The organism is Acinetobacter sp. (genome assembly GCF_036666595.1).
Lineage (GTDB): Bacteria > Pseudomonadota > Gammaproteobacteria > Pseudomonadales > Moraxellaceae > Acinetobacter.
In genome coordinates this window covers 169,387-195,846 of record NZ_JAVWVO010000007.1, presented here as the reverse complement: position 1 = coordinate 195,846, position 26,460 = coordinate 169,387, and the positions used below count along the sequence as shown (strand labels likewise).

General features: G+C 40.3%; 21 protein-coding genes and 1 tRNA gene. 9 read left to right on the top strand and 13 right to left on the bottom strand.

Features of this window, described 5'->3' with window-relative positions; translation table 11 throughout:
* A tRNA-Thr gene (locus tag RR876_RS11095) sits at positions 1-76 on the top strand.
* A 66-nt stretch (positions 77-142) separates the two neighbouring features.
* Here the strand turns inward: RR876_RS11095 and RR876_RS11090 are convergent.
* From RR876_RS11090 to RR876_RS11080, 3 genes are all read right to left on the bottom strand, one after another.
* Positions 143-973, bottom strand: coding sequence for a class I SAM-dependent methyltransferase (locus RR876_RS11090; protein WP_332637079.1), 831 nt, complete (start codon positions 971-973; stop codon positions 143-145).
* A gap of 3 nt (positions 974-976) precedes the next feature.
* Positions 977-2,275: an FAD-dependent oxidoreductase gene (locus tag RR876_RS11085; protein WP_004978178.1), complete on the bottom strand. Its 1,299-nt coding sequence runs from the start codon at positions 2,273-2,275 to the stop codon at positions 977-979.
* 414 nt (positions 2,276-2,689) lie between these two features.
* The gene (locus RR876_RS11080) at positions 2,690-3,571 is read right to left on the bottom strand and encodes a pirin family protein (RefSeq protein WP_087526727.1); all 882 of its coding nucleotides are present in this window, start codon (positions 3,569-3,571) and stop codon (positions 2,690-2,692) included.
* A gap of 332 nt (positions 3,572-3,903) precedes the next feature.
* On the opposite strand from RR876_RS11080, the gene ycaC reads away from it, so the two are divergent.
* Together ycaC and RR876_RS11070 are read left to right on the top strand one after the other, a co-directional pair.
* Positions 3,904-4,530, top strand: coding sequence for an isochorismate family cysteine hydrolase YcaC (ycaC, locus tag RR876_RS11075; RefSeq protein WP_151837130.1), 627 nt, complete (start codon positions 3,904-3,906; stop codon positions 4,528-4,530).
* Positions 4,531-4,657: 127 nt separating this feature from the next.
* Positions 4,658-5,581 carry a LysR substrate-binding domain-containing protein gene (locus tag RR876_RS11070; protein WP_332637078.1) on the top strand — a complete coding sequence of 308 codons (924 nt, stop codon included), beginning with the start codon at positions 4,658-4,660 and terminating at the stop codon, positions 5,579-5,581.
* A gap of 97 nt (positions 5,582-5,678) precedes the next feature.
* Here RR876_RS11070 and ahpC read toward each other — a convergent pair whose 3' ends face one another.
* The 4 genes from ahpC to RR876_RS11050 all read right to left on the bottom strand — a co-directional run bounded on the left by ahpC (position 5,679) and on the right by RR876_RS11050 (position 9,168).
* Positions 5,679-6,242 (bottom strand): alkyl hydroperoxide reductase subunit C, encoded by a 564-nt coding sequence (ahpC, locus tag RR876_RS11065; RefSeq protein ID WP_004978183.1) that lies wholly within the window; start codon positions 6,240-6,242, stop codon positions 5,679-5,681.
* 276 nt (positions 6,243-6,518) lie between these two features.
* Positions 6,519-7,010: a flavin reductase gene (locus RR876_RS11060; RefSeq protein ID WP_259233011.1), complete on the bottom strand. Its 492-nt coding sequence runs from the start codon at positions 7,008-7,010 to the stop codon at positions 6,519-6,521.
* Positions 7,011-7,092: 82 nt separating this feature from the next.
* On the bottom strand, positions 7,093-8,139 hold the full coding sequence (locus RR876_RS11055) for a methionine synthase (protein ID WP_176538397.1): 1,047 nt from the start codon (positions 8,137-8,139) through the stop codon (positions 7,093-7,095).
* A gap of 36 nt (positions 8,140-8,175) precedes the next feature.
* Positions 8,176-9,168: a DUF1852 domain-containing protein gene (locus RR876_RS11050; protein ID WP_126034895.1), complete on the bottom strand. Its 993-nt coding sequence runs from the start codon at positions 9,166-9,168 to the stop codon at positions 8,176-8,178.
* A 906-nt stretch (positions 9,169-10,074) separates the two neighbouring features.
* Between RR876_RS11050 and RR876_RS11045 the strand changes: the two genes are divergently transcribed.
* Positions 10,075-11,373, top strand: a complete 1,299-nt coding sequence (locus RR876_RS11045; protein ID WP_332476339.1) for a dicarboxylate/amino acid:cation symporter — start codon at positions 10,075-10,077, stop codon at positions 11,371-11,373.
* A gap of 135 nt (positions 11,374-11,508) precedes the next feature.
* Here RR876_RS11045 and RR876_RS11040 read toward each other — a convergent pair whose 3' ends face one another.
* Positions 11,509-12,399 carry a LysR substrate-binding domain-containing protein gene (locus RR876_RS11040; RefSeq protein ID WP_332476338.1) on the bottom strand — a complete coding sequence of 297 codons (891 nt, stop codon included), beginning with the start codon at positions 12,397-12,399 and terminating at the stop codon, positions 11,509-11,511.
* 134 nt (positions 12,400-12,533) lie between these two features.
* Between RR876_RS11040 and RR876_RS11035 the strand changes: the two genes are divergently transcribed.
* Complete coding sequence (locus RR876_RS11035; RefSeq protein WP_332476337.1) at positions 12,534-13,952, top strand: aspartate ammonia-lyase; 1,419 nt, start codon at positions 12,534-12,536, stop codon at positions 13,950-13,952.
* Positions 13,953-14,161: 209 nt separating this feature from the next.
* Here the strand turns inward: RR876_RS11035 and ssb are convergent, their stop codons facing one another.
* The 3 genes from ssb to RR876_RS11020 form a co-directional block, all read right to left on the bottom strand.
* Positions 14,162-14,746 carry a single-stranded DNA-binding protein gene (gene ssb, locus RR876_RS11030; RefSeq protein WP_087011844.1) on the bottom strand — a complete coding sequence of 195 codons (585 nt, stop codon included), beginning with the start codon at positions 14,744-14,746 and terminating at the stop codon, positions 14,162-14,164.
* A gap of 51 nt (positions 14,747-14,797) precedes the next feature.
* Positions 14,798-16,162: an MFS transporter gene (locus tag RR876_RS11025; RefSeq protein WP_332476336.1), complete on the bottom strand. Its 1,365-nt coding sequence runs from the start codon at positions 16,160-16,162 to the stop codon at positions 14,798-14,800.
* A 159-nt stretch (positions 16,163-16,321) separates the two neighbouring features.
* Positions 16,322-17,401, bottom strand: a complete 1,080-nt coding sequence (locus tag RR876_RS11020; protein WP_058870674.1) for a DUF475 domain-containing protein — start codon at positions 17,399-17,401, stop codon at positions 16,322-16,324.
* A gap of 210 nt (positions 17,402-17,611) precedes the next feature.
* On the opposite strand from RR876_RS11020, the gene tenA reads away from it, so the two are divergent.
* The 3 genes from tenA (at position 17,612) to uvrA (ending at position 21,974) form a co-directional block, all read left to right on the top strand.
* Complete coding sequence (tenA, locus tag RR876_RS11015; protein WP_004691671.1) at positions 17,612-18,286, top strand: thiaminase II; 675 nt, start codon at positions 17,612-17,614, stop codon at positions 18,284-18,286.
* 162 nt (positions 18,287-18,448) lie between these two features.
* Positions 18,449-18,823, top strand: coding sequence for a hypothetical protein (locus tag RR876_RS11010; RefSeq protein ID WP_332476335.1), 375 nt, complete (start codon positions 18,449-18,451; stop codon positions 18,821-18,823).
* Positions 18,824-19,142: 319 nt separating this feature from the next.
* On the top strand, positions 19,143-21,974 hold the full coding sequence (gene uvrA / locus RR876_RS11005) for an excinuclease ABC subunit UvrA (RefSeq protein ID WP_332476334.1): 2,832 nt from the start codon (positions 19,143-19,145) through the stop codon (positions 21,972-21,974).
* Between the two features lie 229 nt (positions 21,975-22,203).
* Here the strand turns inward: uvrA and RR876_RS11000 are convergent, their stop codons facing one another.
* On the bottom strand, positions 22,204-22,671 hold the full coding sequence (locus tag RR876_RS11000; protein WP_332476333.1) for an HIT domain-containing protein: 468 nt from the start codon (positions 22,669-22,671) through the stop codon (positions 22,204-22,206).
* A 63-nt stretch (positions 22,672-22,734) separates the two neighbouring features.
* The gene (locus tag RR876_RS10995) at positions 22,735-24,480 is read right to left on the bottom strand and encodes a GGDEF domain-containing protein (protein ID WP_332637077.1); all 1,746 of its coding nucleotides are present in this window, start codon (positions 24,478-24,480) and stop codon (positions 22,735-22,737) included.
* 1,082 nt (positions 24,481-25,562) lie between these two features.
* Here RR876_RS10995 and omp33-36 point away from each other — a divergent pair.
* Positions 25,563-26,453 carry a porin Omp33-36 gene (omp33-36, locus tag RR876_RS10990; RefSeq protein WP_332476331.1) on the top strand — a complete coding sequence of 297 codons (891 nt, stop codon included), beginning with the start codon at positions 25,563-25,565 and terminating at the stop codon, positions 26,451-26,453.
* The last annotated feature ends 7 nt before the right edge of the window (positions 26,454-26,460 follow it).

The window sequence follows — 26,460 nt, the reverse complement described above, 5'->3', positions numbered from 1 at the left end:
GCCGGCATAGCTCAGTTGGTAGAGCAACTGACTTGTAATCAGTAGGTCCACAGTTCGAATCCGTGTGCCGGCACCATTTTATACTTAGCCTCGCTTTTTAGTGAGGCTTTGTTGTTTCTGGCCTTTAGGTTTTCATTTTACTTTAAATGTCTTTCATTGCCGTGATTTGAACATAGCGCACGATGCCCTGTTCAAATAACTTCTGGCAGAGTTTAGCTGTCATTTTAATTTTGAAATGATCCAAATTTTGAGCGGCCTGCTGTGCTAAATGTGCATGATAATAACGAGAAAACCCAGCCAAAACTGCATCTGATAAATCTTCAATAACAATCTGCTGATAGCCTTGTTCTTCTATCGAATGCTTCAAATTCGCTTCTAACTGAAGATGTTCCAAATGAACATCGGCTGCTTTTAACAGCATTTTCAGTTGAAGTTTCTCAAAACGATTTAAATTCAAAAATGCATTACTCAACATTAGATAGTGAAAACCAATCCGCCCTTTTGAATTTAAAACAGAATGGGTTGATCTCAGAAATGAATTTAAATCACTGTGATAAGCGGCATCGAGACACAACACCACATCAAAAGGTTTTAAAAATAACTTTGAATTTAAATTTAAAAATGACGTTTGAATGATGTGTATCTTTGAATTTAAAGTGTGTTGTATATGCTGAACACATTCGGCTTGCAACTCAACCGCACAAAGTTGCTGAACATGGTAATGCTGCTGCCACAGGAATAGACTCGCGCCCTGTCCACAGCCCAAGTCTAGAACACGGTCATTTGTTTTTAGCTGTAATCGATTAGCAAGATGTATGGCTAGTGTTTGGCAAGCCTCAGGATAGGAAGATTGGCTATTTTCCCAATAGCCAAGATTGCTCCAAGCCAATACAGCGTGATCTCCCAATTGTTTTGCATCAATTGCATATTTATGTTTGGGCAGATGTCGCTGTAAGGTTTGAAGCCATTTCATGCTTTAGTAGCCGAGTTGTGGGGCAACCTCAACTTTAGGTTTTAATCCAACAAACGGCAATGGTGCACCGAAAATTTCTGCAATATGCATTGCTGAAGTTACAGCAGACTCTAAAATAGGCAGACCATCACACGACCATGAACCACAGAAGAAGACTTTTCGGTTGGCACTCTTATGGCGTTGTTGTAACTCTTTATTCAAAGCCACAGTTTGCGAGTCCACCACCGCACGGGTCAAAGTTACTGTTGAAATTACTTTTTTCGGATCAATCTCGGTCACAGGCTGCCACGTTTGGAACACGGCGTTTTTACCGACCAGACTTGGTTCGACTGAATTGAGCCACACCGTGAACTGCTGGCGTGTAAACTTACGGTCCATCATATAGCTCAGCACCGACCAGTCTTTACGCTTAGGTGGCATCACGGAAGGATCAGTATGGATCACCAGCTGACCTTGCTCAAAACGGAACTGCTTTAACAGGGCAATATCATCTGCAAACTGAACAGGATCTAAAAACTCTTCAATTTTTGTGGTTGGCGTTGCCACCACCACACGGTCAAACAGTTGCTGTTCGCCCTTATTATTTTCAACCAAAACCTTGTCACCTTGTTCAGTGACTTTACTAATAGCAGATCCGCTTTGGATATTGATGTTTTCAATCAATTTATCGACCAAGGCAGGTGTTCCACCTTGTATACGCAATAAAGCATCGCCATCCGTCAACTGACGTAAAAAGATCAATAGCGGTTTCGCTGGCCATTCGCCGATGGTTTTTGGATTACAAGTACAGATGGTATAGAGCACAGGCATTACTGCACCATGCCAAAACACTTCTTCAATGTCATGCTGGTTGATAAATTCAGCCAAGGTAATGTCTTGATCTTTAGATTTGAAGAATTTAGCAATCGCGGTTTTAAGCTGCAACATACCTTTAACCAAGCGCCATCCATACTGCTGTAGGCCTTTACGGTTATTGATAATTGGGAAATTGCCAATGCGGCTACGCGTAGTGGTTAACCATGTTTCTGTACGGTCTTCAAACAACCAACTACATGCCATGTAGGTGCGTACTGGATACGTTTTGATGCCTAAATAAGTCGCAAGACTTAAGGTGTTTTTCCATAAGTGTGGGTTCATGACACGTAACGGAGCATCAATCAGTCCACCTTCAAACTCTGTACTGTGGCTATCCATCCCTCGCCCAGTCAGTGCTTCGAAAATAGTAATATTATGCCCAGCATCCTTTAGAATTCTTGCGGTAGCAAGACCGGCCATGCCGCTACCAATAACTGCAATATCCAAAATTATGATCCGTCAGTCTGACTTATATTGACTGAAATTATGACCCAATGTCGAAAAAATAGGGCTATTAAAAAATACCAGAATCACATTTTTTCATGTACCGCACCGATAGGACGATATCTGCTTAAATTACATTTCATTACACTAAAAAATCACTTAAATAAGCACAGGTTTTTTATACAATTTATTTTAAATAAAAATATAAACCGTTTAAAAACAAAGTATATAAATTAACTATTTTTATAACATCTGTTTTACAAACCAGCGAAAAAGCGCTAATATGCGCCCCGCATAAAAACGATAATTACATCACATAATAATTCATGACCAACTATGCAAAACAAGAAGACTACAGCGCCTAAAAAATCCCTACCCTTGACCGAGTAGGGATTTCTTCTTTTTAGCGACAAGATTTTAGTCCACCACAGCAACAGGGATTTCACCAAACTTGCCACGATTAAAATCGTCAAAGGCTTGCACAATTTCCGCTTTGCTATTCATCACAAATGGACCATAACCTTGAATCGGCTCATTCAGTGGTTCACCAGTCAATACCAAGAACTTAGTGTCTTGCAGCGCTTGTAGTTGAATTGCAGCTTCGCCATCTTGAGCAAACATCACAATCGAACTATCCACCACTTTTTGCGTGCCATTAATCAGCACTTCACCACTGAGCACCACCACAATCGTGTTATGCGTGACGGGCACATGGATAAAAGTTTCATACTCTGCTTTTAATTCACCATCCCAAACATTGACGGGGCTATACGTTTGAGCAGGGCCATGATGACCACCAAACTCACCCGCAATCACGCGTATGTGCCCAGCATTATCATCCATTTCGATGCGCGGGATATCTGCCACGGTCAAGGCTTGATAACGCGGTGTGGTCATTTTGTCTTTGGCTGGCAAATTCACCCAAAGTTGTACCATTTCAAACAGGCCACCATGCTCAGCAAAGGCTGGAGAATGAAACTCTTCATGCACCACACCTGAACCCGCAGTCATCCACTGTACATCGCCAGTATTGATGGTACCACCGCCGCCGCTAGAGTCTTTGTGTGTCACTTCACCGCTATAGGCGATGGTAACCGTTTCAAAGCCACGATGCGGGTGTGAACCCACACCACGTTGCGATGTGGTTGGATCAAATTTGTAAGGTGCTGCATAGTCCAAAAGTAGAAACGGACTAATCGCTTGTCCTAAGCGGTCATATGAAAAGAGGTTTTTGACAGGAAAACCATCACCAACCCAATGCATGTCTTGATTACGATAAACACCAATTACTTTTTTCATCTTGGAACTCCTATATCGATAGGATGAATATGCAATCTATACTACCCCTTTCCTCAGCCGTCTTATAGCACTGCGCTAGTACACACAATCACACAGATAGGACAATCTCGTTAGAATCATCTCACCTGCATAAAAACCAATTTAAAAACAAAGCCATTCTTTATTTTTATGGCATATTTTTGCTCAAATTTTCCTATTTTTAAGATTAAGCATCTCGTTTGGCTTATTTTATTGTCTCATTTTCCTACCTATGATGATGTTCAAGCTCAAGGCCGTAACCTTCTTATTGATTGCCTTGAGATTCGACTGATAATCACAACGAGGACAGAAAAATGGCGAAACCTTATATTCGTTTAGACAAAGATAATGCAGCGGTTCTTTTGGTTGACCACCAAGCGGGTCTACTTTCACTGGTCCGTGACATTGACCCAGACAAATTTAAAAACAATGTGCTGGCACTGGCTGCTGCCGCGAAATATTTTAATCTTCCCACCATTTTGACCACTAGTTTTGAAGATGGTCCAAACGGTCCTTTGGTCCCTGAATTGGTCGAAATGTTCCCCGATGCACCCTATATTGCACGCCCAGGGCAAATCAATGCATGGGACAATGAAGACTTTGTTCAAGCCGTGAAAGCCACAGGTAAAAAACAATTGATTATTGCGGGTGTAGTAACTGAAGTCTGTGTGGCCTTCCCTGCACTGTCAGCACTGGAAGAAGAGTTTGATGTCTTTGTGATTACCGATGCATCGGGAACCTTTAACCCCATCACCCGTGATGCAGCATGGGATCGCATGTCTCAGGCAGGCGCGCAGCTGATGTCATGGTTTGGTGCAGCTTGCGAATTACACCGCGACTGGCGTAATGATATTGAAGGCCTCGGTTCACTCTTTGCAGCGCATATTCCAGACTATAAAAACCTGATTCAAAGCTATAGCAAAAATACAGCTCAGAAATAATCAGACCTCAGTAAAAGCGATCTTCGGATCGCTTTTTTGTCGTGTGCAATCATCAGCGATGATACAGTATCAGATCATCCATCACAGACTGCCTTCGGTCAAAAATCAATACAGGCTTGAACCCATTATGCATTCATTTGACGACTATTATTATTTTTATCTTGTGGTCAAGCACGGCGGTTTCAGTGCTGCAAGTGATGCCTCGAACATCACCAAGTCTAAGCTTAGTCGCCGCATTTTAGACCTTGAAGCCAAGTACAACGTGACCCTGATTCAGCGTTCAACACGACATTTTAAAGTCACACCTTTGGGACAAGAGCTATTTGAAGAATGTCGTCAAATCATTCAGCAAGTCGAAAGTGCACACAATGTTTTACTGAAACAGAAAAGCGAACCGCAAGGTTTAATCAAGATCAGCTGCCCTTCTGTGATGATGCGCTATCAAGTGCGAGACTTACTCAATCATTTTTTAAAACAATATCCCAAAGTCCAAGTGGAAATGGAGCTAACCAGCCGTCGTGTCGATGTCTTGCATGATGACATTGATCTTGCTATTCGGACCAATTTTAGCGCCAATGAAGACTCGAGCATTGTGGTCCGTGATGTGGTCAAAACCACGCATTGTTTGGTGGCCAGTCCTGATCTGTTACAAGGCCGTGAAATTCAATTTGCCACCGAGCTGAATGATTTTCCAACACTCGCACTGGGAGTACAAAAGTCTGATTATCAATGGTTATTGCATCATACCCAGAGTGATGAACAGATCGTGATTCCTTTAGAACCACGGGTCAAAAGTAATGATGTCGCAGGCGTGTATTACTCGGCTCTGGATGGACTCGGCATTGCCAACCTGCCTTACTTAACGGTAGAGGCAGATATTGCCTCAGGTCGCCTAGTTCACATTTTGCCTGACTGGTGTTCCAATATTGGAACCGTACAGTTGGTCTATGCTTCACGTAAAGGACAACGTTTGGTCATGGAAAAACTGATTGAGCATTTGATTCAGGGTTTAAGAGACTTTGCCAGCACCAGCAAGGGTTATCATCTGTAGAACCGAAAAGAATCCCGCATAAAAAATCAGCCACTTGGGCTGATTTTTTACAGGCATCATACTCATGACTCTGCACAATGCAACTATCGAGGTCAGCTTAGATTTTACCAACCAAGTCGATTGACGGCGCAAGCGTTGCTTCACCTTCTTTCCATTTTGCTGGACATACTTCGCCTGGGTGTGCATGCACATATTGTGCTGCTTTCACTTTGCGTAATAGTTCAGATGCATCACGACCAATACCGCCAGCATTAATTTCAATAATTTGGATTTTACCTTCAGGATCAATCACAAAAGTACCTCGGTCCGCTAGACCTTCAGTTTCAATCAGCACGTCAAAGTTTTTAGACAACGTCCACGTTGGATCACCAATCAATGGATACTGAATTTTACCAATCACATCTGAAGTGTCGTGCCATGCTTTATGGGTAAAGTGGGTATCAGTCGATACGCCGTAAATTTCCACACCTAGTTTTTGAAATTCAGCATAGTGATCGGCTAAGTCGCCCAATTCAGTTGGACACACAAAGGTGAAATCAGCAGGATAAAAAAATACGACAGACCATGTGCCTTTCAAGTTTTGCTCAGACAACTCAATGAATTCGCCATTTTGGTAAGCTGTTGCATTAAACGCCTTAACTTCAGTATTGATTAAACTCATGTATTTGTCCTCAAAAGATTTGTGAGAGTGCTTAAGTGATGAAGCGAGAATACGCACAAATCCAAAATAGGTAAAACAGTAAGTTTTTATTATTTTTATCGGATTTTTAGATTTATTATTTCCCGACGATCTTGCCCGATTTTCACCGTCTTATGGTCTAAATGAAAACCTTTCGATTTTTCAAATGAGCTCAATACAGTCAAACAGAGTCAAGCCGAGGAAAATCTATGATTTGGGAGGGCATTTCAAAGCTTTAATGTTCAATAAAAAGTGAATTTAAGCCGTTTCCGTCTGGCCAACTTGATGATAAGCACGATTAAAATAAACCAGACTTTGCTCATGTTGGCCTTGTTGAATCGCGACAATACGGCACATAAAAACCGTATGTGTTCCCACTTCTTGAATGTCATCAATTTCACAATCAAAATTGACCAAAGCATCCTTTAAAACAGGCGCGCCCGTTTCTAGCTCTGTCCAAACACCATGTTTAAAACGCTCTTCAGACGTCATTTTAGATGCAAAGACATTCGAAATATGCTGATGTTGTGCGCCTAACACATTCACAGTTAGGATTTTATTATCGACAAAATGTGCATGTGAACGCGATGCTTTATTCATACAGACCAATAATGTCGGTGGTGTATCCGTCACACTGCATACGGCAGATGCTGTGAATCCATGACGATCAGCCATGCCTGCCGTAGTTACGACACTCACTGCACTTGTTAACAAAGACATTGCATCTCTAAAGTCTGTTGCTTCAATCATCATTTTATTCCTCAGTAGAACGGACACATGCTTTGACTCAGATAAAAGCTACCCATTTTATCAAACAGGTAGCCCTTCCACATCACGCACTTGCTGCGTATGAAGCCGAAAGTTCTTTACGAATAATTTCTGCACCTGCGCTTAACGCATTCAGCTTACCACGTGCGACTTCACGTGCTAAAGGCGCCATGCCACAGTTGGTCGAAGGATAGAGTTTATCTGCATCGACAAACTGAAGTGCTTTACGTAGTGTATTCGCAACTTCTTCAGGTGTTTCAACGGTGTTGGTTGCCACATCAATCGCACCGACCATGACTTTTTTACCGCGAATCAGTTCAATCAGATCCATTGGCACACGCGAGTTTTGACATTCAAGTGAGATGATATCAACTTTAGATTGTTGCAGTTTAGGGAATGCTTCTTCGTATTGACGCCATTCTGAACCCAAGGTTTTTTTCCAATCGGTATTGGCTTTGATACCATAGCCATAGCAAATGTGCACCGCTGTTTCACATTTCAGACCTTCCAGTGCTCGCTCAAGCGTTGCAACACCCCAATCATTCACTTCATCAAAGAACACATTAAATGCAGGTTCATCGAACTGAATAATATCCACGCCAGCAGCTTCTAACTCACGTGCTTCTTGATTCAAAATTTTGGCGAATTCCCAAGCCAGTTTTTCACGGCTTTTATAGTGTCCATCATACAACGTGTCAATCATGGTCATCGGACCAGGCAGCGCCCATTTAATCGGCTGATTTGTTTGGCTACGTAAAAACTTAGCATCTTCAACAAAAACAGGCTTTTGACGGCTTACTGCACCGACTACCGAGGGTACGCTCGCATCATAACGATTACGGATACGAACCGTTTCGCGTTTCTCAAAATCAACGCCATCCAGATGTTCAATAAAGGTGGTGACAAAATGTTGACGGGTTTGTTCACCATCACTGACGATATCAATACCTGCATGGATTTGTTCTTGTAATGACAAACGTAAAGCATCTTGTTTCGCTTCGAGTAATGCCTCACCTTCAAGTTTCCAAGGTGACCAAAGTTTCTCAGGCTCAGCAAGCCAAGAAGGTTTCGGCAAACTGCCCGCAGTTGATGTTGGTAATAAAATGGCCATTTTAAATCTCTATTTTAATATTCTATTTCAGGTAAATTAAGCAGCGTTGCTGTTTACGGTGTAATTCGCAGCCCATTGTTCAAGGATGTTTTGATAAGGCTTAATAAAGTTCTCTTCCGTCCATTTACCTTGCTTAACCGCGAGCTGACCACGTTCAACACGGTCATAGACAATTTGTGTCAAGGAGTAATCTGGGTACTCTAGGCTGGCTTGATAGACTTGAGACGCTGATGAATTTGCATTGTAAATTTCAGGGCGATAAATCTTTTGGAAGGTTTCCATGGTGCTAATCGCACTGATCAACTCAAGATCAGTGTAGTCCCGCAGTAAATCACCCGCAAAATAGAATGCTAAAGGTGCAGCGCTCCCTTTTGGCATAAAGAAGCGAACCTGTAAGCCCATTTTATGGAAATACTCATCGGTACGTGAATATTCATCTTGTTTATACTCAACGCCTAAAACAGGATGCTCATTGGCAGTACGGTGATACTTCTTCGCTGTTGAAACACTCAAACAAATCACAGGCTGTTGATTAAACTCTGCTTTAAAAGTCTCTGAGTTCACCAAGTATTGATACAGTTTGCCATGTAGATCACCAAAACCTTCAGGTGCATACGACGTCGAATTCTCTTTATTATGTTCTTTCAGCACCACGCTAAAATCGTAGTCACGTACATAAGATGAGAAGCTATTCCCAATCATGCCTTCAATACGCTGATGGGTATGATGATCATTAATCGTGCTTTTCAACATTTCAATAATTGGGAAAGTTTGACCATTCCCCTCAATGTCTAAATTTGCAGAAATAATATCGATTTCAAGCGAATAACGATCACCATTCGGGTTATCTGTTTGTGCTAAGGCATTGAAACGATTATTAATCATACGAAGTGTATTACGTAGATTCTGCTCACGACTTTCACCGCGCGCCAAGTTAGCAAAGTTCGTCGTTAGACGTGTGTTATCTGCTGGTTGATAGTTTTCATCAAAACGAATGCGTTTAATTGAACATGCAAACTCTGTACTCATGGCGATCTGTTACCCTCTATTTCTGCGATAAAACTGAATTTCTTTCATGCTCTTTCTAGACTGTCCAATTTTCTTTTTGGATCTTTCTAGCGAATCGTCTTTCCAGCCTTCTCAGCTTTTTTCTGATCGTCAGGCTAAGAAGCAACGATGAATATGATCTATCGTTAAGAGCGTGGTTTAATTTATACCTGAATGATCACATGAATAAAAATGATTTAATCTCACACCAAAGTGAACTAAATTCATGTTTAGAAATTCTGTCGCTTTAACAATGAATTGCGCATAGATAATTTTTTGTGGATGCACGAAAGGAAAGAATGAAAACATCAAGCACTCGTGCGTGAGCTGTGAAAAATCATGAAATTATTCAATAATACTAAATCAACGTCATCAACACGCTACATCTCTATTTTAATTATCTATTTATATCATCAACTTAAAGTCATGAGCTGATTATTAAAAGATTAGATAAACCTGTCAATTCAATGGTTTTGTCCGCAGGGAAATTAAGAGCACAAGCTCGATTTTGAATTCTTACATTCATTAACTTTCGCTTCGCTTTCAGATCTTCGCTCTTCCTCACAGAGTCAGGAAATTTAGTATCTTTCCTATCACCAATCAGAATAAAAAAATAAACATTCGGTCTTTATATTAAGAACAGCTCAGCTATATCAAGTAAAACTAAAGAATCATCTCATGCATTTTTTGCATAACTGAATTAAAAATTGCATTGTCGTTTTTTTTAAAAAAAAGTAACACTTGCCACAGTTAAATCCCCAATCGACGATTTAGCACTCAACACCTAAAGCAATGCCTATATAAATTGATCAACATGGAATGTCATCAATGCCTTGCTACATCAGGCCAAAAGTTGATGAAAAGAAGATTAAAGAAGGAACGATAAGTATGAAGCAGAAGAAATTACTGAAATATATTCTGATTGCCATGATCTCTGGAATACTGATTGGTTGGGCTTTTCATAGCACTTTAACGACTGCACAAACCACAGAACTTGCCGCCTATTTTAAAATTGTGACCGATGTATTCTTAAGATTAATTAAAATGATTATTGCACCCTTAGTGTTTGCAACAATCGTTTCTGGTCTTGTCTCGATGGGAAAATCCTCTTCGCTGGGATCAATTACCTTAAAGGCCATGAGTTGGTTCATTGGTGCATCATTTATTTCACTTTTACTGGGTATGGGCTTAGCCAATTTATTCCAACCTGGTGCTGGGATGAACCTCACCGTCCCTCAAACAGCGGTTGATATCGGTGTCAGTGCGACAAGTCTGAGCTTAGAAACCTTCATTACGCATATTTTCCCGCGTAGTTTTGCTGAAGCCATGGCCAATAATGAGATATTACAGATTTTGGTTTTCTCAATTTTCTTTGGTTCTGCACTGGCCTATGTGCAACATCAAAATGAAGCGACCGTCATTGGTAAAATAATTGATGAACTCTGTAAGGTGATGTTCCGAATTACAGATTATGTCATGGCATTTGCACCTATCGCCGTTTTTGCAGCCATTGCTTCCGCGATTACTATCCAAGGCCCTAAGCTGATTATCGATTATAGTATTTTCATTGGACAGTTCTATGTGGGACTACTGGTGCTTTGGACTCTCCTGATTGCTTTCGGCTATATCTTCTTGAAAAAAGATATTTTTAGATTGATGCGAATTGTGCGTGAACCCACCATGTTGGCATTTGCGACCGCAAGTAGCGAATCGGCTTATCCAAAAACCATGGAAGCTTTGGATAAATTCGGTGTGCCTAAACGTATTACCAGTTTCGTTCTCCCTTTAGGTTATTCTTTCAACCTCGACGGCTCGATGATGTATATGGCATTTGCTGTGTTATTTATTGCACAAGCCTACAACATTGATTTAAGTTTTTCCCAGCAAGCACTCATACTCTTTACCCTCATGATTACGAGTAAAGGGATTGCAGGTGTTTCACGAGCATCCATTGTGGTGATTGCCTCCACACTGGCTATGTTCAAGCTTCCTGAAGCCGGTATTCTATTAATTTTAGCGATTGATCAGTTTTTAGATATGGGCCGTACGGCAACCAATGTGATTGGAAATAGTATTGCAACTGCCGTGATTGCACGTACTGAGGGCAATAAAGATGAACTTACGGAGCAAGAAGGTATTATGGTGAACAACATTCCTCCCGCAAATCAATTAGCCGATAATAGTTAGAATTATTTATAGAGAAAATAAATGGTGATTTTTAAATAGTAAGTAAAGTCCTTTATTTACCATTCATAAAATCACCTTATTTATTATTAATAATATGCTTCACAACGATTAACTAAAATAATTTATAAAATCCAATTATTTATTTTTCTGAATTAAAATATTCCAAATATAATTAATTCGGTTTGAAAATGACATTTCACGTTTAACCAGATAGACATCTTGAAATAAATAGTACTGCTCACCGTCCAGTACTTTTAACTTATTTTCTTGGATTTCTCTTTCAACCAATAATTTCGGCAGCCATGCCACACCTAAACCTTGCAACACCAGCTCTTTTAAATCGCCTGCATTATCCGTCTCATATAAAGTTCTATAATCTAACTTATTTTCAATCGCTTCATCCACACAGTTTCTTAAATATGCTTGTTTACTATAAGACAACAAAGGAAAAGACTGATCGAGTGAATATTTGGCAGTCCCATCATGATCTAAGGCCGTCACTGGGAGGATTTCCATTTCAACAATTTTATGAAATTCGAACAAAGACCGATCGAATTGTTCTAATGTTTTTTGATCGCAATAGCTGATTAAAAAATCACACGAGCCATCTTTTAATAAGCGCATGCCCTGTTTGAAATTAGAGGCAATAATTTCCAATTTTAAGTCCGTCATATCCATCGCTAACTCATGAATAAAGCGGGGGAAAAACTGGGTAATGAGCGAGTGTGACACTGCAAACTTGACGGTTAATTCATCATGTTTCACATTCTTTTCTAAATATTTTATTGTTGTAGTGAGTTGATTTTGTATATTTTTTGCCGATGCCAGCAAAACTTGGCCTGCTTCTGTGAAATCAATATTTTTACTATATCTTTTCAAAATTTGGAACCCAAGTGAGTTTTCAATATTCTGAATTCTGCGCGTAAAGGCAGACTGCGTGACATGTCGTAGAGCTGCTGCTTGAGATATCGATTTTTCTTGCTCTAACGCAAGTAAATCTTCAATCCATCGAATTTCTAAAGTCATAACTCATTCTTCACTCATCCTTTGATCAATTATAATCTATTATGCAAAAAATGCATGTAGTAATATATTTTTACATTAGAAAAAAAACCGTTCGCACTTTAATATCGATTTATTCGAGATTAGAGTCTATTTAAATGAACATTAAGATTAACACACGCCTTGAAAAGGATTTATTAGGACATAAAGAAATTCCTGCTCATTGCTATTATGGTGTACAAACATTAAGAGCTTTAGAGAACTTTAATTTAAGTCCAAATAAACTCAATCAATTCCCTGTTTTTATTAATGCCCTTGCAATGGTTAAAGCTGCATGCGCAGAAGCCAATTTTAAACTCAATAAACTTGAAGAAAATAAATACAATGCCATTCAGTATGCATGTGAACAAGTTATTAATTATAAGTATCATGACCAATTTCCCATTGATATGATTCAAGGTGGTGCGGGAACATCCACCAATATGAATATCAATGAAGTACTGGCTAATATTGGCTTAGAACATTTAGATCATTTAAAAGGCGAATATCAATATTTACATCCAAATAATGATATTAATATGTCTCAGTCAACCAATGATGTTTATCCAACGGCAATTAAAGTGGGTTTAATTTTTGCAATAGAGCAATTGAACGGCCCGTTTCAAAATTTAATTCAAAGTTTTAAGAACAAATCAGATGAGTTTTCACATATCTTAAAAATGGGCCGTACCCAATTGCAAGATGCCGTTCCAATGACCTTGGGCCAAGAATTTGGCGCATTTGCAAATACCTTACAAAATGATTTAAACAAGCTCAATGACATCATGCCGTCTGCTTTAAGTGTTGTAAATTTGGGCGGAACAGCAATTGGAACAGGGATCAATACTGAAGTTAAGTATCGTGAATATGCCATCGCAGCATTGTCTGAAATTACGCAAAAGCAGATCAGCAGTTCACCTGATTTAATCGAAGCAACCTCAGATATGGGTGATTTCGTTTTATTATCGAGCTTCTTAAAACGTACCGCGACTAAACTTTCAAAAATTGCCAATGACCTGCGTTTGCTTTCTAGTGGCCCTCGTACTGGTCTGAATGAAATTCATTTAGAACCGCGTCAACCAGGCAGCTCAATTATGCCTGGCAAAGTGAACCCGGTTATTCCAGAAGCAATGAATTTAGTGTGTTTTCAAGTCATTGCAAATGATTTGGCTATTACTTTGGCAGCCGAAGCAGGTCAATTACAGCTCAATGCGATGGAACCTTTAATTGCTTTTAAACTGTTCGAATCGATCGATTTGTTGGGTAAAGCGATGCAAATGTTCCAATATAAATGTATTGAAAACATCCGTGCCAATGCTGAACACTGTCAGGCAAATGTAGATAATTCAATCGGCATTATTACTGCACTCAACCCATATTTGGGCTATGAAACAACGACTCGTATTGCAAAACAAGCGAATGAAACGGGTCAAAGTGTATTGGCTTTAATTAAAGCTGAAAACCTATTGTCTGATCAAATTTTGGCTGATGTGCTATCCATCAAAAATATGGTTCATCCTCAGCAATCTTTAGCATGATTTATTAGCATTTCGTATTTCTAAAAAGGGATCTCATCAGAGGTCCTTTTTTATAGAAAGGAAAAGTATGCTCTGTCACTCACATTAGCTGAACATTTTTATTCTATAAAGCTCTTTTTTAAATACAAAATTTGCCTAGCCATAAAAAAAGAACTTGATATAAATCAAGTTCTTTTTCCGCTTCATACAATATTTAGATATTATACAAATCAGAATGGAAGATCATCATCCATATCTGCTGGTGCTGCCGCAGGCGCTGACTGAGGAGCCGCCTTGGGTGCAAAACCGCTTGGATTATTATTCGCATAACCACTTTGTTGATTGTTGCTATTACCTGCTGCTGGATTGCCACCATAACCGCCTTGGCTGTTGTTATTGTTATAACCACCACCTTGGTTATTGTTGAAACGTGGTTGTGCATAACCATCATTTCCGCCTTGCATTTGCTCACCTTGCTGACGGTTGTTGTCGAGCATCTGCATTTGCTCACCACGAATTTCCGTTGTGTAGCGTTCTTGACCATTTTGATCTGTCCACTGACGAGTACGCAGTGAACCCTCAATATAAACTTTCGAACCTTTACGTAGGTATTGTTGCGCAATTTCACCTAGACGGTTGTGTAACACAATACGATGCCATTCGGTTTGCTCTTTACGCTCACCTGTACTTTTATCTGTCCAAGAGTCGCTCGTTGCAATTGAAAACTGGGTCAACGAACCACCGTTTGGGAAAGTTTTCGTCTCTGGATCTCGGCCTAATGTGCCCACTAAAATAACTTTATTTACACCGCGCATCTGATGTTTACTTCCTATCTATTTCTATTATTTACTTTATAAGAGTTATGCTTAAATGGCTACCTCTTTCCCCAACAACTGCGTTAAATCTTGTCGCGTAGCATCATCTATTTGCTGCTTATCGACTTTTACATACGCTACTTGCTGATCAGACATCACCACGACCTCTTCAATACCACGAATCGCTAAAAGCTGTGAAGTCCATTCGTCCGTTTGTTTATGTTCAGGTAAACGCAACACCATCGAAGACAAATAGCGCGGTTGTGCCAAGCCAAAACTAATCAATAACCAAACAATCGCCAGTCCAGTCAGGATGCTCCAGCCCAAGGCAGTATTGTTTAACAGCAACAACTGACCACCAGTGACACCACCAAAGAATGCGCCTAAAAACTGGCTGCTGGCATTGACGCCCATTGCAGTGGCTTTAGACTGAATCGGCGCAGCTTTCGATAACCATGACGGCAGCAACGCTTCCATGACATTAAAAGCAATAAAGAATAAGCCCAAACCTGTCAGCAAAATATACTTCGACTCAAAGCCAAAAATTAGGATACCTAAACCTAAAATAATGCCGCCAATAGCAGTTAAAAAGATGCCTCGCATCTTGCGATATTTTTCAGCCAACACAATACTTGGGAACGCAAAAAATAGGCTAATCACCAACAGCGGCAAATACACCCAGCCATGCGAATTTAGTGGAATTTTTGCAAAATCGATGAGTTGCGATGGGACATAAATAAACATTGCCGTCAGCAATAAATGTAAGCTAAACACTGACACATGCAGACGGTTCAGATCGCCCATTTTTAGGACTTGTTTGAACTGAGCCAAATAACCTTGCTGATAATTACGATGATGGCGGGTGACTTTTGGCACCAAAAACAGCATCGAAATAGCCGCCAAACCCATGATGGTGGTTACCCAGAATAATCCTGAAATCCCTACTAAACCGGTAAGCCACGGCCCCAAACTAAAAGCTACAGCAAAAGAAACCCCGATACTCATGCCCATGGTTGCCATGGCTTTCATGCGGTTTTCTTCACGGGTCACATCCGCCAGTAGTGCCATCACCACTGCAGACACTGCACCCCCACCCGCAATGGCACGACCAATAATCACCCCATAAATGGTGTCTGACATCGCGGCAATTGCACCACCCAAAGCAAATAGGAGTAGTCCAAAAACCACCAAAGGCTTACGGCTATAACGATCAGCAATCAAGCTAAAAGGAATCTGTAAAATGGCCTGTGTTAAGCCATAAATCCCTACAGCCAAACCGAGCAACGCAGGCGTTGCATATTCATAGGTCTGCCCTGCCACAGAAAATACAGGGATGATCATGAACAAACCCAACATGCGTAAGGCAAAAATACTGCTTAAGGCAAAAGTTGAACGACGTTCTAAAGCATTCATCATAAACGAGGACAGACTGTATTGAATTAATCTTGGATCAAGATTATAGGCTATTCAATCCGACTAGCGGCATGAATTTTATGTTTAATAAAAGCCTTCCTGATCTGAAAAACAAAAAGCGCAGCCTGAGCTGCGCTTTTCCGCGGTTTAAAGCAATCTGCTTTAAGCGGCTTGATGTTTTTTGTATTGAATAGAAGCAATAACTGCCCAAACAATAAAGGCCACACCAATTAAACCCGTGACAACTTCTGGTACATGTAGACCTGTGCCACTTGCCAGCATAATGAATGCTAAAGCACCAATTGCGTAGTGTGCACCATGCTCAAGGAAAACATAGGCATCCAAGGTACCTTTTTCGACCAAGTAAATCGTCATCGAACGCACGAAGATCGCACCAATCGCGAGACCAAGCATAATAATCACGACATCTGAAGTAATGGCAAATGCACCAATTACACCATCAAAACTGAACGATGCATCGAGTACTTCTAGGTATAAGAAACCACCAATACCTGCTTTGACCACACCTGTGGTTGCGCCATTGGCATCATGTGTAACTGCATTGCCGTCTTCATCAACTTCAGGTTCGCCACCCAACAAATGACTTAAGACTTGTACACCAATATAAACCACGATGCCCCAGATTCCCGCCATGGTCACCACCAGACGTTTAGCTTCATCGACATTGGCTGCCATCACCAAAAGTGCAATCAGTGCAAGAAAGACCGACATTGCAGGAACATTGGCTAAGTTGGTCAAACGACGTTCTAACCAGCGGAACCAGTGTGTATCTTTCTCTTCATCTAAGAAGAAGTTTAAGAACACAAGTAACAAGAATGCACCACCAAACGCAGCAATTTCAGGGTGATGATCCATCAGACGTTGCGAGTAGGTTTTTGGATCATTCAAAGCCAGTTGTACGACTTCAACAAAGCCCATATCTGCAGTTACAGCCACAATTGCGACAGGGAAAATTAAACGCATACCAAATACAGCGACTAAAATACCCACTGTCAGGAACAAGGTTTTCCAGAAATGATCCCAACCACGTAACACGGATGCATTGACTACGGCATTATCGAAAGATAAAGAGACTTCCATCACTGCTAAAATTGCAGTAATGGTCAAAGCAGTAAACATGGTCTTTAAGCCCGCTTCTGGTCCATGGGTAAAACCCCAGTACGCAGACAACGCAAGACACACGATCGTAAAAATGATAGAGAAACCAAAATGTTTCATCATGACAGATCGACCTATAAAAAATTTGGAGATGAACGAAAACTAAAAAACAGGTTGAGTTTTATGGCCGCAATTATGACGCTTTTTGAGTCTGAAACCAAAACATCTTCGTTAATTTTTACTTATCTCACCGATGTACGGAGATGGATTGTTGTTCCGAGCAAACTGTTGTTATAGTCTTGCCCATATTTTGGCTTCCCTCAGGATCTAATCATGGCTTTTTCTCAAGACGTTTGGCAACGTAATGTCGACTTATATCAAAAAACACTGGCTTTACCTTTTAACCAAGAATTGGCTTCAGGCACACTTAATAAAGAAGCGTTTTGTCATTATGTGATTCAAGATGCGCACTACTTGGTGGCTTATGGTCGGGCTTTAGCGGTGTGTGGTGCCAAAGCGTATGAGGCCGATGACATTATTCAGTTTAGCCAAGGGGCCAAAGAAGCGATTGTGGTGGAACGCAGTTTGCATGATGGCTTTATGAAAAATTTTGATATTTCAAAGCAGCAGTTTGAAGAAACACCACTGACTTTGGCATGTCACCATTACACTTCATTTCTAACGGCAACAGCATGGTCTGAAAGCTACCCTGTGGTGTTAGCAGCACTCTTACCTTGTTTTTGGATTTATGCTGAAGTCGGTAAAGACATTGTGGGTAACTCTATCGCCAACAACCCGTACCAAGCGTGGATTGATACTTACGCAGGTGAGGAATTCAACCAAGCGGTACGTAATGTAATTGCAACCATCGATAAAGTGGCTGCACGTTGCGATGCGGATACCATTGAGAAAATGCATAAAGCCTACCGTAAAGGGGCTGAACTCGAATGGTTGTTCTGGGACAGCGCTTATAAACAGCAGCAATGGCTCGGTTTAGACCACGCTTAAAAACACAAATGATCCAAAAAGCCCTGAACTCTTCAGGGCTTTTTTATTGACCGAATCTCGTATTTTTTCAGATGACGCGATTGCTATTTTAAGCATTTAAAACTAAACTTTAATAATGATAATAATTATCATTTACATAATTAACTTTCGAGGGCCATTCTCATGCATCCTGATACTCTAGGTACTGAAGCCATTCGTGCATTTTTTACCGTACAATGCTGTTGGCTAAATAACGAAGAAATATACCTTGAAAAAGGCTGTTTACACTGCGGTTCTGCCGCGACCTATCTCATTTATTATACCAATCCACACATTCAAAAACTGATGTTGGCTTTTATTAAAAAATATCATTGTGTTTTAAGTCGAGAACAAGACTTACTCGACCTACCAGACTTTGAAGAGGACTACGACGCCTTCTTACAAACTCTTGAGCATGAAGTCAATTTCTATGCCCGTATCCATCATGACATTATCCGTCCCTTTGCTTTTGAGACGGTCGATTCAATCTTTGAACGTCGTTATGCGCTAGCATGCTAAATGCTGCAACCACAACAACACTCTATCCCTGAAGGCGTACGGCAAACCAAAAATAGCACAACCATGATGCAACTTTTGCGCTGCGCCGAATGGGTGATCCTCTCTTTTTTACGCAATGCGTAAACATCTTTCTATCTTCAGTCGCAGCCAATGTCGATACGTTGAGACTTGTTTCAACACTGAAATCTAGCTACAGTCTAGCAGCATCACTTTTCTTTTGGCCGACATGATTTGTCGCTATAAAATCATGTTTAACACTTGAATAAAGCATAAGTCGTTATCATATACCTCCTTCATCTGCACAATTTCGAGATGTTTTATGAGCCAAAGTCATATCCGTATTCGAGGCGCACGTACCCATAACTTAAAAAATGTGAACCTTGATATTCCCCGCGACAAATTCGTGGTGATCACGGGACTTTCTGGTTCAGGTAAGTCATCGCTTGCATTTGATACGCTGTACGCCGAAGGTCAGCGTCGTTATGTCGAATCGCTCTCGGCATATGCGCGCCAGTTCTTATCACAAATGGAAAAGCCTGAAGTTGACTCAATTGAAGGCTTAAGCCCTGCAATTGCAATTGAACAAAAGTCAACCAGCCATAACCCACGTTCTACGGTAGGCACCATTACCGAAATTTATGACTATTTACGTCTACTCTACGCACGTGTCGGCACACCATTTTGCCCAGAGCATGATTTGCCGATGGTGGCACAGACCGTATCGGAAATGGTCGATGCCGTAAAAGGATTGGATGAAGGGACAGCGCTGATGCTGCTTGCACCAGTCGTACGTGAGCGTAAAGGTGAATATTCCAACCTGTTCGAACAGCTACAAAGTCAAGGTTTTGTCCGAGCGCGCGTCGATGGTGAGATTGTAGATCTCGACCCGATCCCAGAACTCGATAAAAAGAAAAAGCACACCATTGAAGTGGTGGTGGATCGTTTCAAAGTCCGTGATGACCTTGGCAACCGTATTGCCGAAAGTTTTGAGACCGCTCTGCGTCTCGGCGGTGATATTGCCATTCTCTCGTGGATGAACGGTGAACACCCAGATCGGGTCTTTTCGGCTAAACACTCGTGTCCTGAATGTGACCGCGCCGTTGCAGAACTTGAGCCACGTTTATTTTCATTTAACAATCCCTTTGGTGCCTGTCCAACCTGTGATGGTTTAGGGACCCGTAGCCATTTTAGTGCCGAAAAACTCATTCCAAGCCCTGAGGTTTCGATTAGCCAAGGGGCAATTCGTGGTTGGGACAGACAACGTCCGTACTACTACAGCATGATTGAGAAAGTGGCAGCGCATTTTGGTTTTTCTTTGGATACACCTTGGAATGAACTGGATGCAGACACCAAAAAGAAATTTTTATACGGTACTGGCAAAGAAAAAGTTGATTTAAGTTATATCGACGAACGTGGTCGTAAACATAATCGTGTGCAACCTTTTGAAGGAATTTTGCCACATTTAGAACGTCGCTATCGTGAAACAGAGTCAAACTATGTTCGTGATGATTTGTCACAGTATTTATCCAATGCGGCCTGTGATGCTTGCGGTGGATCACGTCTGAATGAAATTTCACGCCATGTTCGGGTTAAAGACAAAACCATTGCCCAAATTACCAAAATGTCGATTGGTGATGCGGAAAGTTATTATCAAGATTTAAATCTTGATGGTGCAAAAGGCGAAATTGCCGATAAGATTTTTAAAGAAATTCGTGAGCGTTTACATTTCTTAGTTTCAGTGGGTTTGAATTATTTAAGTCTTTCTCGTTCAGCAGAAACATTGTCTGGTGGTGAAGCGCAACGTATTCGTTTGGCTTCGCAAATCGGCGCAGGTTTGATGGGTGTAATGTATGTCCTCGATGAACCATCGATTGGTCTGCATCAACGTGATAATGATCGCTTGCTTGAAACTTTAGTCCGCCTAAGGGACTTAGGCAACACGGTATTAGTGGTTGAGCATGATGAAGATGCGATTCGTGCAGCAGATCATATTATCGATATTGGTCCTGGTGCTGGTATCCATGGTGGTCATGTGATTGCTGAAGGGACTTATGATGAAATCCTTGCGAATAGTGAATCTCTCACGGGTCAATATTTATCAGGCAAACTGAAAATTGAAATCCCGAAAAAACGTACTGAACCACCCAAGCCTGAAGAACAAATTAAACTGATGGGTGCTGCGGGACATAACCTGCAAAATGTAGATTTAACCATTCCTTTAGGCGTGATGACCTGTGTCACAGGTGTCTCTGGTTCGGGTAAATCAACGCTGATTAATCGTACTTTATTGCCTTTGGCTGCAACACAGCTGAATGGTGCGACCACTTTAACTGCTGAAAAATTTGATTCGATTGATGGTCTACAATTCCTTGATAAAGTAGTTGATATTGACCAAAGCCCGATTGGGCGTACACCTCGTTCTAACCCTGCAACTTATACAGGTTTATTTACCCCGATTCGTGAATTATTTGCGCAAACACCTGAAGCCAAAGCGCGTGGTTATGCTGCGGGACGTTTCTCGTTTAACGTGAAAGGTGGTCGTTGTGAAGCCTGTGAAGGTGACGGCATGATCAAAGTGGCAATGCACTTTTTACCCGATATGTATGTGCCTTGTGATAACTGTCATGGTGAACGTTATAACCGTGAGACTTTAGAAGTTGGGTATAAAGGGAAGAATATTTCCGATGTACTGAATATGACGGTTGAAGATGCCATGCATTTCTTTGATGCGATTCCTGTCATTCACCGTCGTTTAGAAACCTTGAATCAAGTCGGTTTAGGCTATATTCGCTTAGGTCAGTCTGCAACGACACTGTCAGGTGGTGAAGCGCAGCGTGTGAAATTGGCACGTGAATTGGCCAAACGTGATACGGGTAAAACGCTGTACATTTTGGATGAGCCAACTACAGGTTTGCATTTCCATGACATTGCTAAACTGTTAGATATCCTTCATGAGCTACGCAATAAGGGCAACACCATTGTGGTGATTGAGCACAATTTGGATGTGATCAAGACTGCTGACTGGGTGATTGATTTGGGCCCTGAAGGTGGTGCAGGTGGCGGGATGATTATCGCAGAAGGAACGCCCGAACAGGTTGCGAAGAATAAAGTTTCACATACTGCAAAGTTTTTAAAGCCGATGTTGAAGTGATTTTATTATCTCCCCTCTTTAAGAGGGGGTATTTCCTCCTTCCAGATAACAGGCGACATGAATGTCGCCTGTTTGACTATGCTCAAGTGACTGAGCATTAGTCAAACAAGTGGGTTTTGTCACTTTTGCCCAGTAAAAATGAGATAACGCTACACAATGGCAATTAAGCCAGCAATCCAGTGGGAAGATGCTCTAAAACGATAGTCATTAATACCAATCGTTCAACTTACTATTCAAAAGCTCGAATCTGCTCAGCAAGCAAAGCCAACTCTTCATCATTTGCCCGCTGAAAATCATGTGAAGAAATATAACCTTCATATTGGTCAAAATACTTATCAACATTAGAGTTCACAGCTTGCCAGTTTTCATGCACTTGCTTAGTACCATGCATTGGAAATAACTTAGCGTGAACATGATCCACACCAAAACCTTCAAATACCATTGCTGTACGCCCAACGTCTTCAAAAAATCCATCTAACTTTTTCGCAACTTTCTTGGTATATAGCATCAATCCGGTGAGAACATCATCATCTAAATCAAAAGCATAACTTGTGTAATGTTTTTTGGGAATTACAACAGCTGCACCTAACGTATTCGGAAAAATTGTTAAAAATGCCATGTAGTCATCATTACTATCAATAATATGGCAAGGTATTTCATTTCGTGTCATCTGACAAAAAATACAGTCTGTTCCCATTTTCCCCTCATTTATTCTTTTGTACTGTTATTTAATTTACTTATTTATTTTGATCTAATTCTTTCAAATATAATATGACTCATTCACTTCATCGACTGAATAAGCCACAACCTTATTTTTACCCTGCTCTTTAGCTTGAAACAAAGCATGATCGGCTTTTTCTACCAGTGCCATCCAACTGGTCGCACCAATTGCCACCCCAATACTAATACTGACTTTCAAATCAGGGCAACGTACGCTATCAACCGACTTCGCTTCATAAATCTCAGAACGAATCTTTTCCGCAATTTTTAAAGCGCGCTCCATTCCAACATTTTCAATCAGTACGATAAATTCGTCACCGCCATAACGGACCAACAAGTCAGATGTCCGAATATTTTCTTTTAATTTTTCAGCCACAAACTGAATCACTTGATCCCCCATCAGATGCCCATACACATCGTTGACCTGTTTAAAGTGATCGATGTCGATCACCATTAAACACGTCTCAGAAAACTGAGTCGGCTGGTTTTCCAAAAGTTTAATGTATTCATTCAACGCATAACGGTTTGCAACCCCCGTTAATGAATCCAAATGCGCAATATTCTTGAGTCGAAACTCCAACGCATCTCGCTGCTGAAGCGTCTGTTTTAACTGCTGAATCGCTGTAAATAAAGAATACATATTGGCTGGTTGATCTTTGGTATCCATCGGGTTGGGGCGAATACTGGAATGAGATAAATCAAACAAAATTTCACGCGCTTGAATGAGTGGACTAAACACTCTCTTGCGCGCATAGATCATGGTAAACAGTGCCGCAAAGATTGAAATAAGTGAAATACTCACCGTTGTGAGCAAAATATTTTGTGCTTTATGCTTTTCAATGATGGCTTTTTCAACGCTATATTTGAGTAAATAATTTTGCAATTCCACCACGGTCGAAAATTTATCAACGATTGCTTCAGTTAACTGTGTCCCCGTTAAGTAATATGGTCGATGGTAGATACTTTCATTCATCAAACGCTCAACAATCAATAGCCCTTTGGCTAAAAACTCGTTATAAACCGCTTGATGCAACACTTTAAATTCTTCGGTTTTATCACGCTCGGGCTGTAAGGTATCAATGAGTTCCCACAAATACATCACTTGCTTCCGAGTCTGTAAAGAACGCGCTAAATTGGTTTCAGGAATCGGTTGTTTAAAAGCTACATGCGCCATCACATTGGATGCAGCACGACCAGCCTGATCGCGTAAGTCCGCTAATAATAAAATTTGGACATAGAAGTTTGAAACAGCGGTGTCTTTGCCTTCAGATACAGCGATTACATCTTTTAAAACATCATGGCTACGATCCCAAGCACTAAACATCTTTAGAATGGCTTGGTCCATAGTCTCAGCATTACGTTGCTCGCGAGGTAGGGCTGCATAGGCATCTACCTGTTGTCTGCCTTGAGTTAAAGCTTCATCTAAACGGTCAAATAAACTTAAATCTAAATTGGGGAGGTTGGAATGCTTTAAAACATCTAAAGTCTTTTGCATCTGCTCATCCACCGTAAGCCGATATAGTTTTAACTCAAGCACGTGTTTGGCAAAGTCTTGCTGATTACTCGACATGAGTTTGTTGGCTGGCGCACGCTCTCGTGAAATCTTATTGGCCAAGTCTGCAACAGCTTGTAGGGCTTGTATTTCAGTTAAAGCTTGGTTGGTTTTTATGTAATCACGATAACTTTTAACTATCAACGGAATGGATAAGCTACACAATGACAAAATAATAATGCTCATTGCAATATACAGCTTTTGACTCAAATACTCAGAGCGTATTTCTCGCATACTTCAACCACGCCCCCATTCCAAAAGAAAATCAAACCAATTGTTCATTATACAAACAGTATATCGTGTATTTAAGTGATTAATTCTTTGTTTTGCATCGTTTTAAGATTTCATCAGCCCAAATGATCGCAGCTAAACTTTCGCCCATCCATGAAAGCTAAGTAAATCCATCCTTAATAATATTCATGTTTAGTGTGAATTTCATTCAATATTTTCTAATTTTCCCATTTTTTAAAGTGCCTATATTTACACATGCAACATTTAGGTGCATAATGCACAGTATTGGGGCGAATTAGAGTGTATCCTCAGCAGATATTCTAATTTTCCCACTAGTTTTGGCGAAAAAAACCAACTTCTTTTAGAAGTTGGTTTTTTTTTACTCGAATAAAAGTTTTTAATTAAAAATACAGACTTATATTTGCATCATTATGGTGCATTAAATTCCAATATATTTTTATTATGGAAAAAAGAGATCTCGGAATTTTAAATAAAAAAAAGCCCAACCTTGGGGAAAGTTGGGCAGATAAACAAAAACTGTTTGAGGAGAATTAGCTTCTCAGAAAACAACAATATTGTTAAATGATTCGCTAAAATTATTATGAAATAAATCTGCTCGATTGTAAAGCCAACCAAAGCACTATGGATTAATATAATTGCATAATTATTGTGAGAATTATCACAAATACAGAAGATATATGTACATTATGCAAGCAAAAACTGTGTTTTTTGCACTAAATGTAACCATATTCTAGACTTGGATCACAAATGCACCTGTGTTTGAGGCATTTCAATTAACTTTTTTACCGTTTGTTCTTGTTATTTCAATCTAATTTATCAATCATAAATCAAGTTCAGTACAATTCAATATCGCGCATTCTCTGTTTTCAAAAGCGATATACCCTATTGTTCTGCTGTAAGTTTTTTTTGGTTGACATAGATGTGCTTATTCGAGCATTTTTTAACCTAAAGCATAATTAGAGTAATTACTCAAATTAATAATGTCATTAGAGTTCATTGACTTAATAAATTGTTACAATAGAATAGCCTTAGTTTAATCCAATGTTAACAATCTGGTAAATATCATGAAAAAACTCGGTTTAGCCACTGCTTTATTATTAGCCATGACCGGTGCTCAAGCATACCAATTCGAAGTACAAGGTCAATCTGAATACATCGATAATACTGCGAATGACAAAAACTTTACTGGTGCAGCTCAAGGTACTTTCTACTTTAAAGATGTTGATTCATCTAAAGGTCCTTTAGCTGAAGCTGCTTTCTTAAACCAAGCATCTAATGTTTCTGTAGCATATAACTACACTAAATATAATGAAGACAATGGGTTTAATACAGAAACTCATACATATGGTGCTAAAGCTGAAGCATATGTACCAACTCAGTTTGTTCCTGTATATGCTAGTGCTTCTTATAACCATACTAAAACTGATGCAAAAAATGACATGTCAGCTGATGCTGAAGATCAAGGCGACCGTTATGCACTTGAAGTGGGTGCTTTAGCGGCTCCAAACTTCTTGGTTGCTGTAGGTTATACCAGCGTTGCAGACCAATATTCTCTAGATGCATTCAATATCTTATCAAACGGTGTTGTTAGTGCAGGTTTAGAATCTGATACGATTCGTGATGACCAAGATGCAATTACTGCACGTACTAAATACGTAGGTAACATTGATGGCACAAACATGGCTGTAAGTTTTGAAACAGGCCTTGTTTATGGTGAAGACACTGCTTATCAATTAAAAACTAACCTTTACCTAACGCCTGCATTAAGCGTTGGTGCATCTTATGTGAAATCAAGCTTCGAAGATACACCTGATTCAGCTTGGGGTGCGAACGTAAACTACTTCATCACTCCAGCTGTTGCTGTTGGTGCGAGCTATGTAAATGCTAACGCTAAAGACAATGTTGAGAATCTTGATACTCAAACTATCGGCGTAAATGCTAAATTCCGCTTCTAATTCAATT

Excerpts from the sequence above, each read along its gene's own strand:
- RR876_RS11020 (WP_058870674.1), bottom strand. The coding sequence starts at position 17,401 with ATGATGAAACATTTTGGTTTCTCTATCATTTTTACGATCGTGTGTCTT.
- uvrA (WP_332476334.1), top strand. The coding sequence starts at position 19,143 with ATGAGCCAAAGTCATATCCGTATTCGAGGCGCACGTACCCATAACTTA.
- omp33-36 (WP_332476331.1), top strand. The coding sequence starts at position 25,563 with ATGAAAAAACTCGGTTTAGCCACTGCTTTATTATTAGCCATGACCGGT.
- RR876_RS11045 (WP_332476339.1), top strand. The coding sequence starts at position 10,075 with ATGAAGCAGAAGAAATTACTGAAATATATTCTGATTGCCATGATCTCT.
- tenA (WP_004691671.1), top strand. The coding sequence starts at position 17,612 with ATGGCTTTTTCTCAAGACGTTTGGCAACGTAATGTCGACTTATATCAA.
- RR876_RS11060 (WP_259233011.1), bottom strand. The coding sequence starts at position 7,010 with ATGATTGAAGCAACAGACTTTAGAGATGCAATGTCTTTGTTAACAAGT.
- RR876_RS11050 (WP_126034895.1), bottom strand. The coding sequence starts at position 9,168 with ATGAGTACAGAGTTTGCATGTTCAATTAAACGCATTCGTTTTGATGAA.
- RR876_RS11070 (WP_332637078.1), top strand. The coding sequence starts at position 4,658 with ATGCATTCATTTGACGACTATTATTATTTTTATCTTGTGGTCAAGCAC.
- RR876_RS11090 (WP_332637079.1), bottom strand. The coding sequence starts at position 973 with ATGAAATGGCTTCAAACCTTACAGCGACATCTGCCCAAACATAAATAT.
- ssb (WP_087011844.1), bottom strand. The coding sequence starts at position 14,746 with ATGCGCGGTGTAAATAAAGTTATTTTAGTGGGCACATTAGGCCGAGAT.
- RR876_RS11000 (WP_332476333.1), bottom strand. The coding sequence starts at position 22,671 with ATGGGAACAGACTGTATTTTTTGTCAGATGACACGAAATGAAATACCT.
- RR876_RS11055 (WP_176538397.1), bottom strand. The coding sequence starts at position 8,139 with ATGGCCATTTTATTACCAACATCAACTGCGGGCAGTTTGCCGAAACCT.
- RR876_RS11035 (WP_332476337.1), top strand. The coding sequence starts at position 12,534 with ATGAACATTAAGATTAACACACGCCTTGAAAAGGATTTATTAGGACAT.
- RR876_RS11025 (WP_332476336.1), bottom strand. The coding sequence starts at position 16,162 with ATGATGAATGCTTTAGAACGTCGTTCAACTTTTGCCTTAAGCAGTATT.
- ahpC (WP_004978183.1), bottom strand. The coding sequence starts at position 6,242 with ATGAGTTTAATCAATACTGAAGTTAAGGCGTTTAATGCAACAGCTTAC.
- ycaC (WP_151837130.1), top strand. The coding sequence starts at position 3,904 with ATGGCGAAACCTTATATTCGTTTAGACAAAGATAATGCAGCGGTTCTT.
- RR876_RS11040 (WP_332476338.1), bottom strand. The coding sequence starts at position 12,399 with ATGACTTTAGAAATTCGATGGATTGAAGATTTACTTGCGTTAGAGCAA.
- RR876_RS10995 (WP_332637077.1), bottom strand. The coding sequence starts at position 24,480 with ATGCGAGAAATACGCTCTGAGTATTTGAGTCAAAAGCTGTATATTGCA.
- RR876_RS11010 (WP_332476335.1), top strand. The coding sequence starts at position 18,449 with ATGCATCCTGATACTCTAGGTACTGAAGCCATTCGTGCATTTTTTACC.
- RR876_RS11080 (WP_087526727.1), bottom strand. The coding sequence starts at position 3,571 with ATGAAAAAAGTAATTGGTGTTTATCGTAATCAAGACATGCATTGGGTT.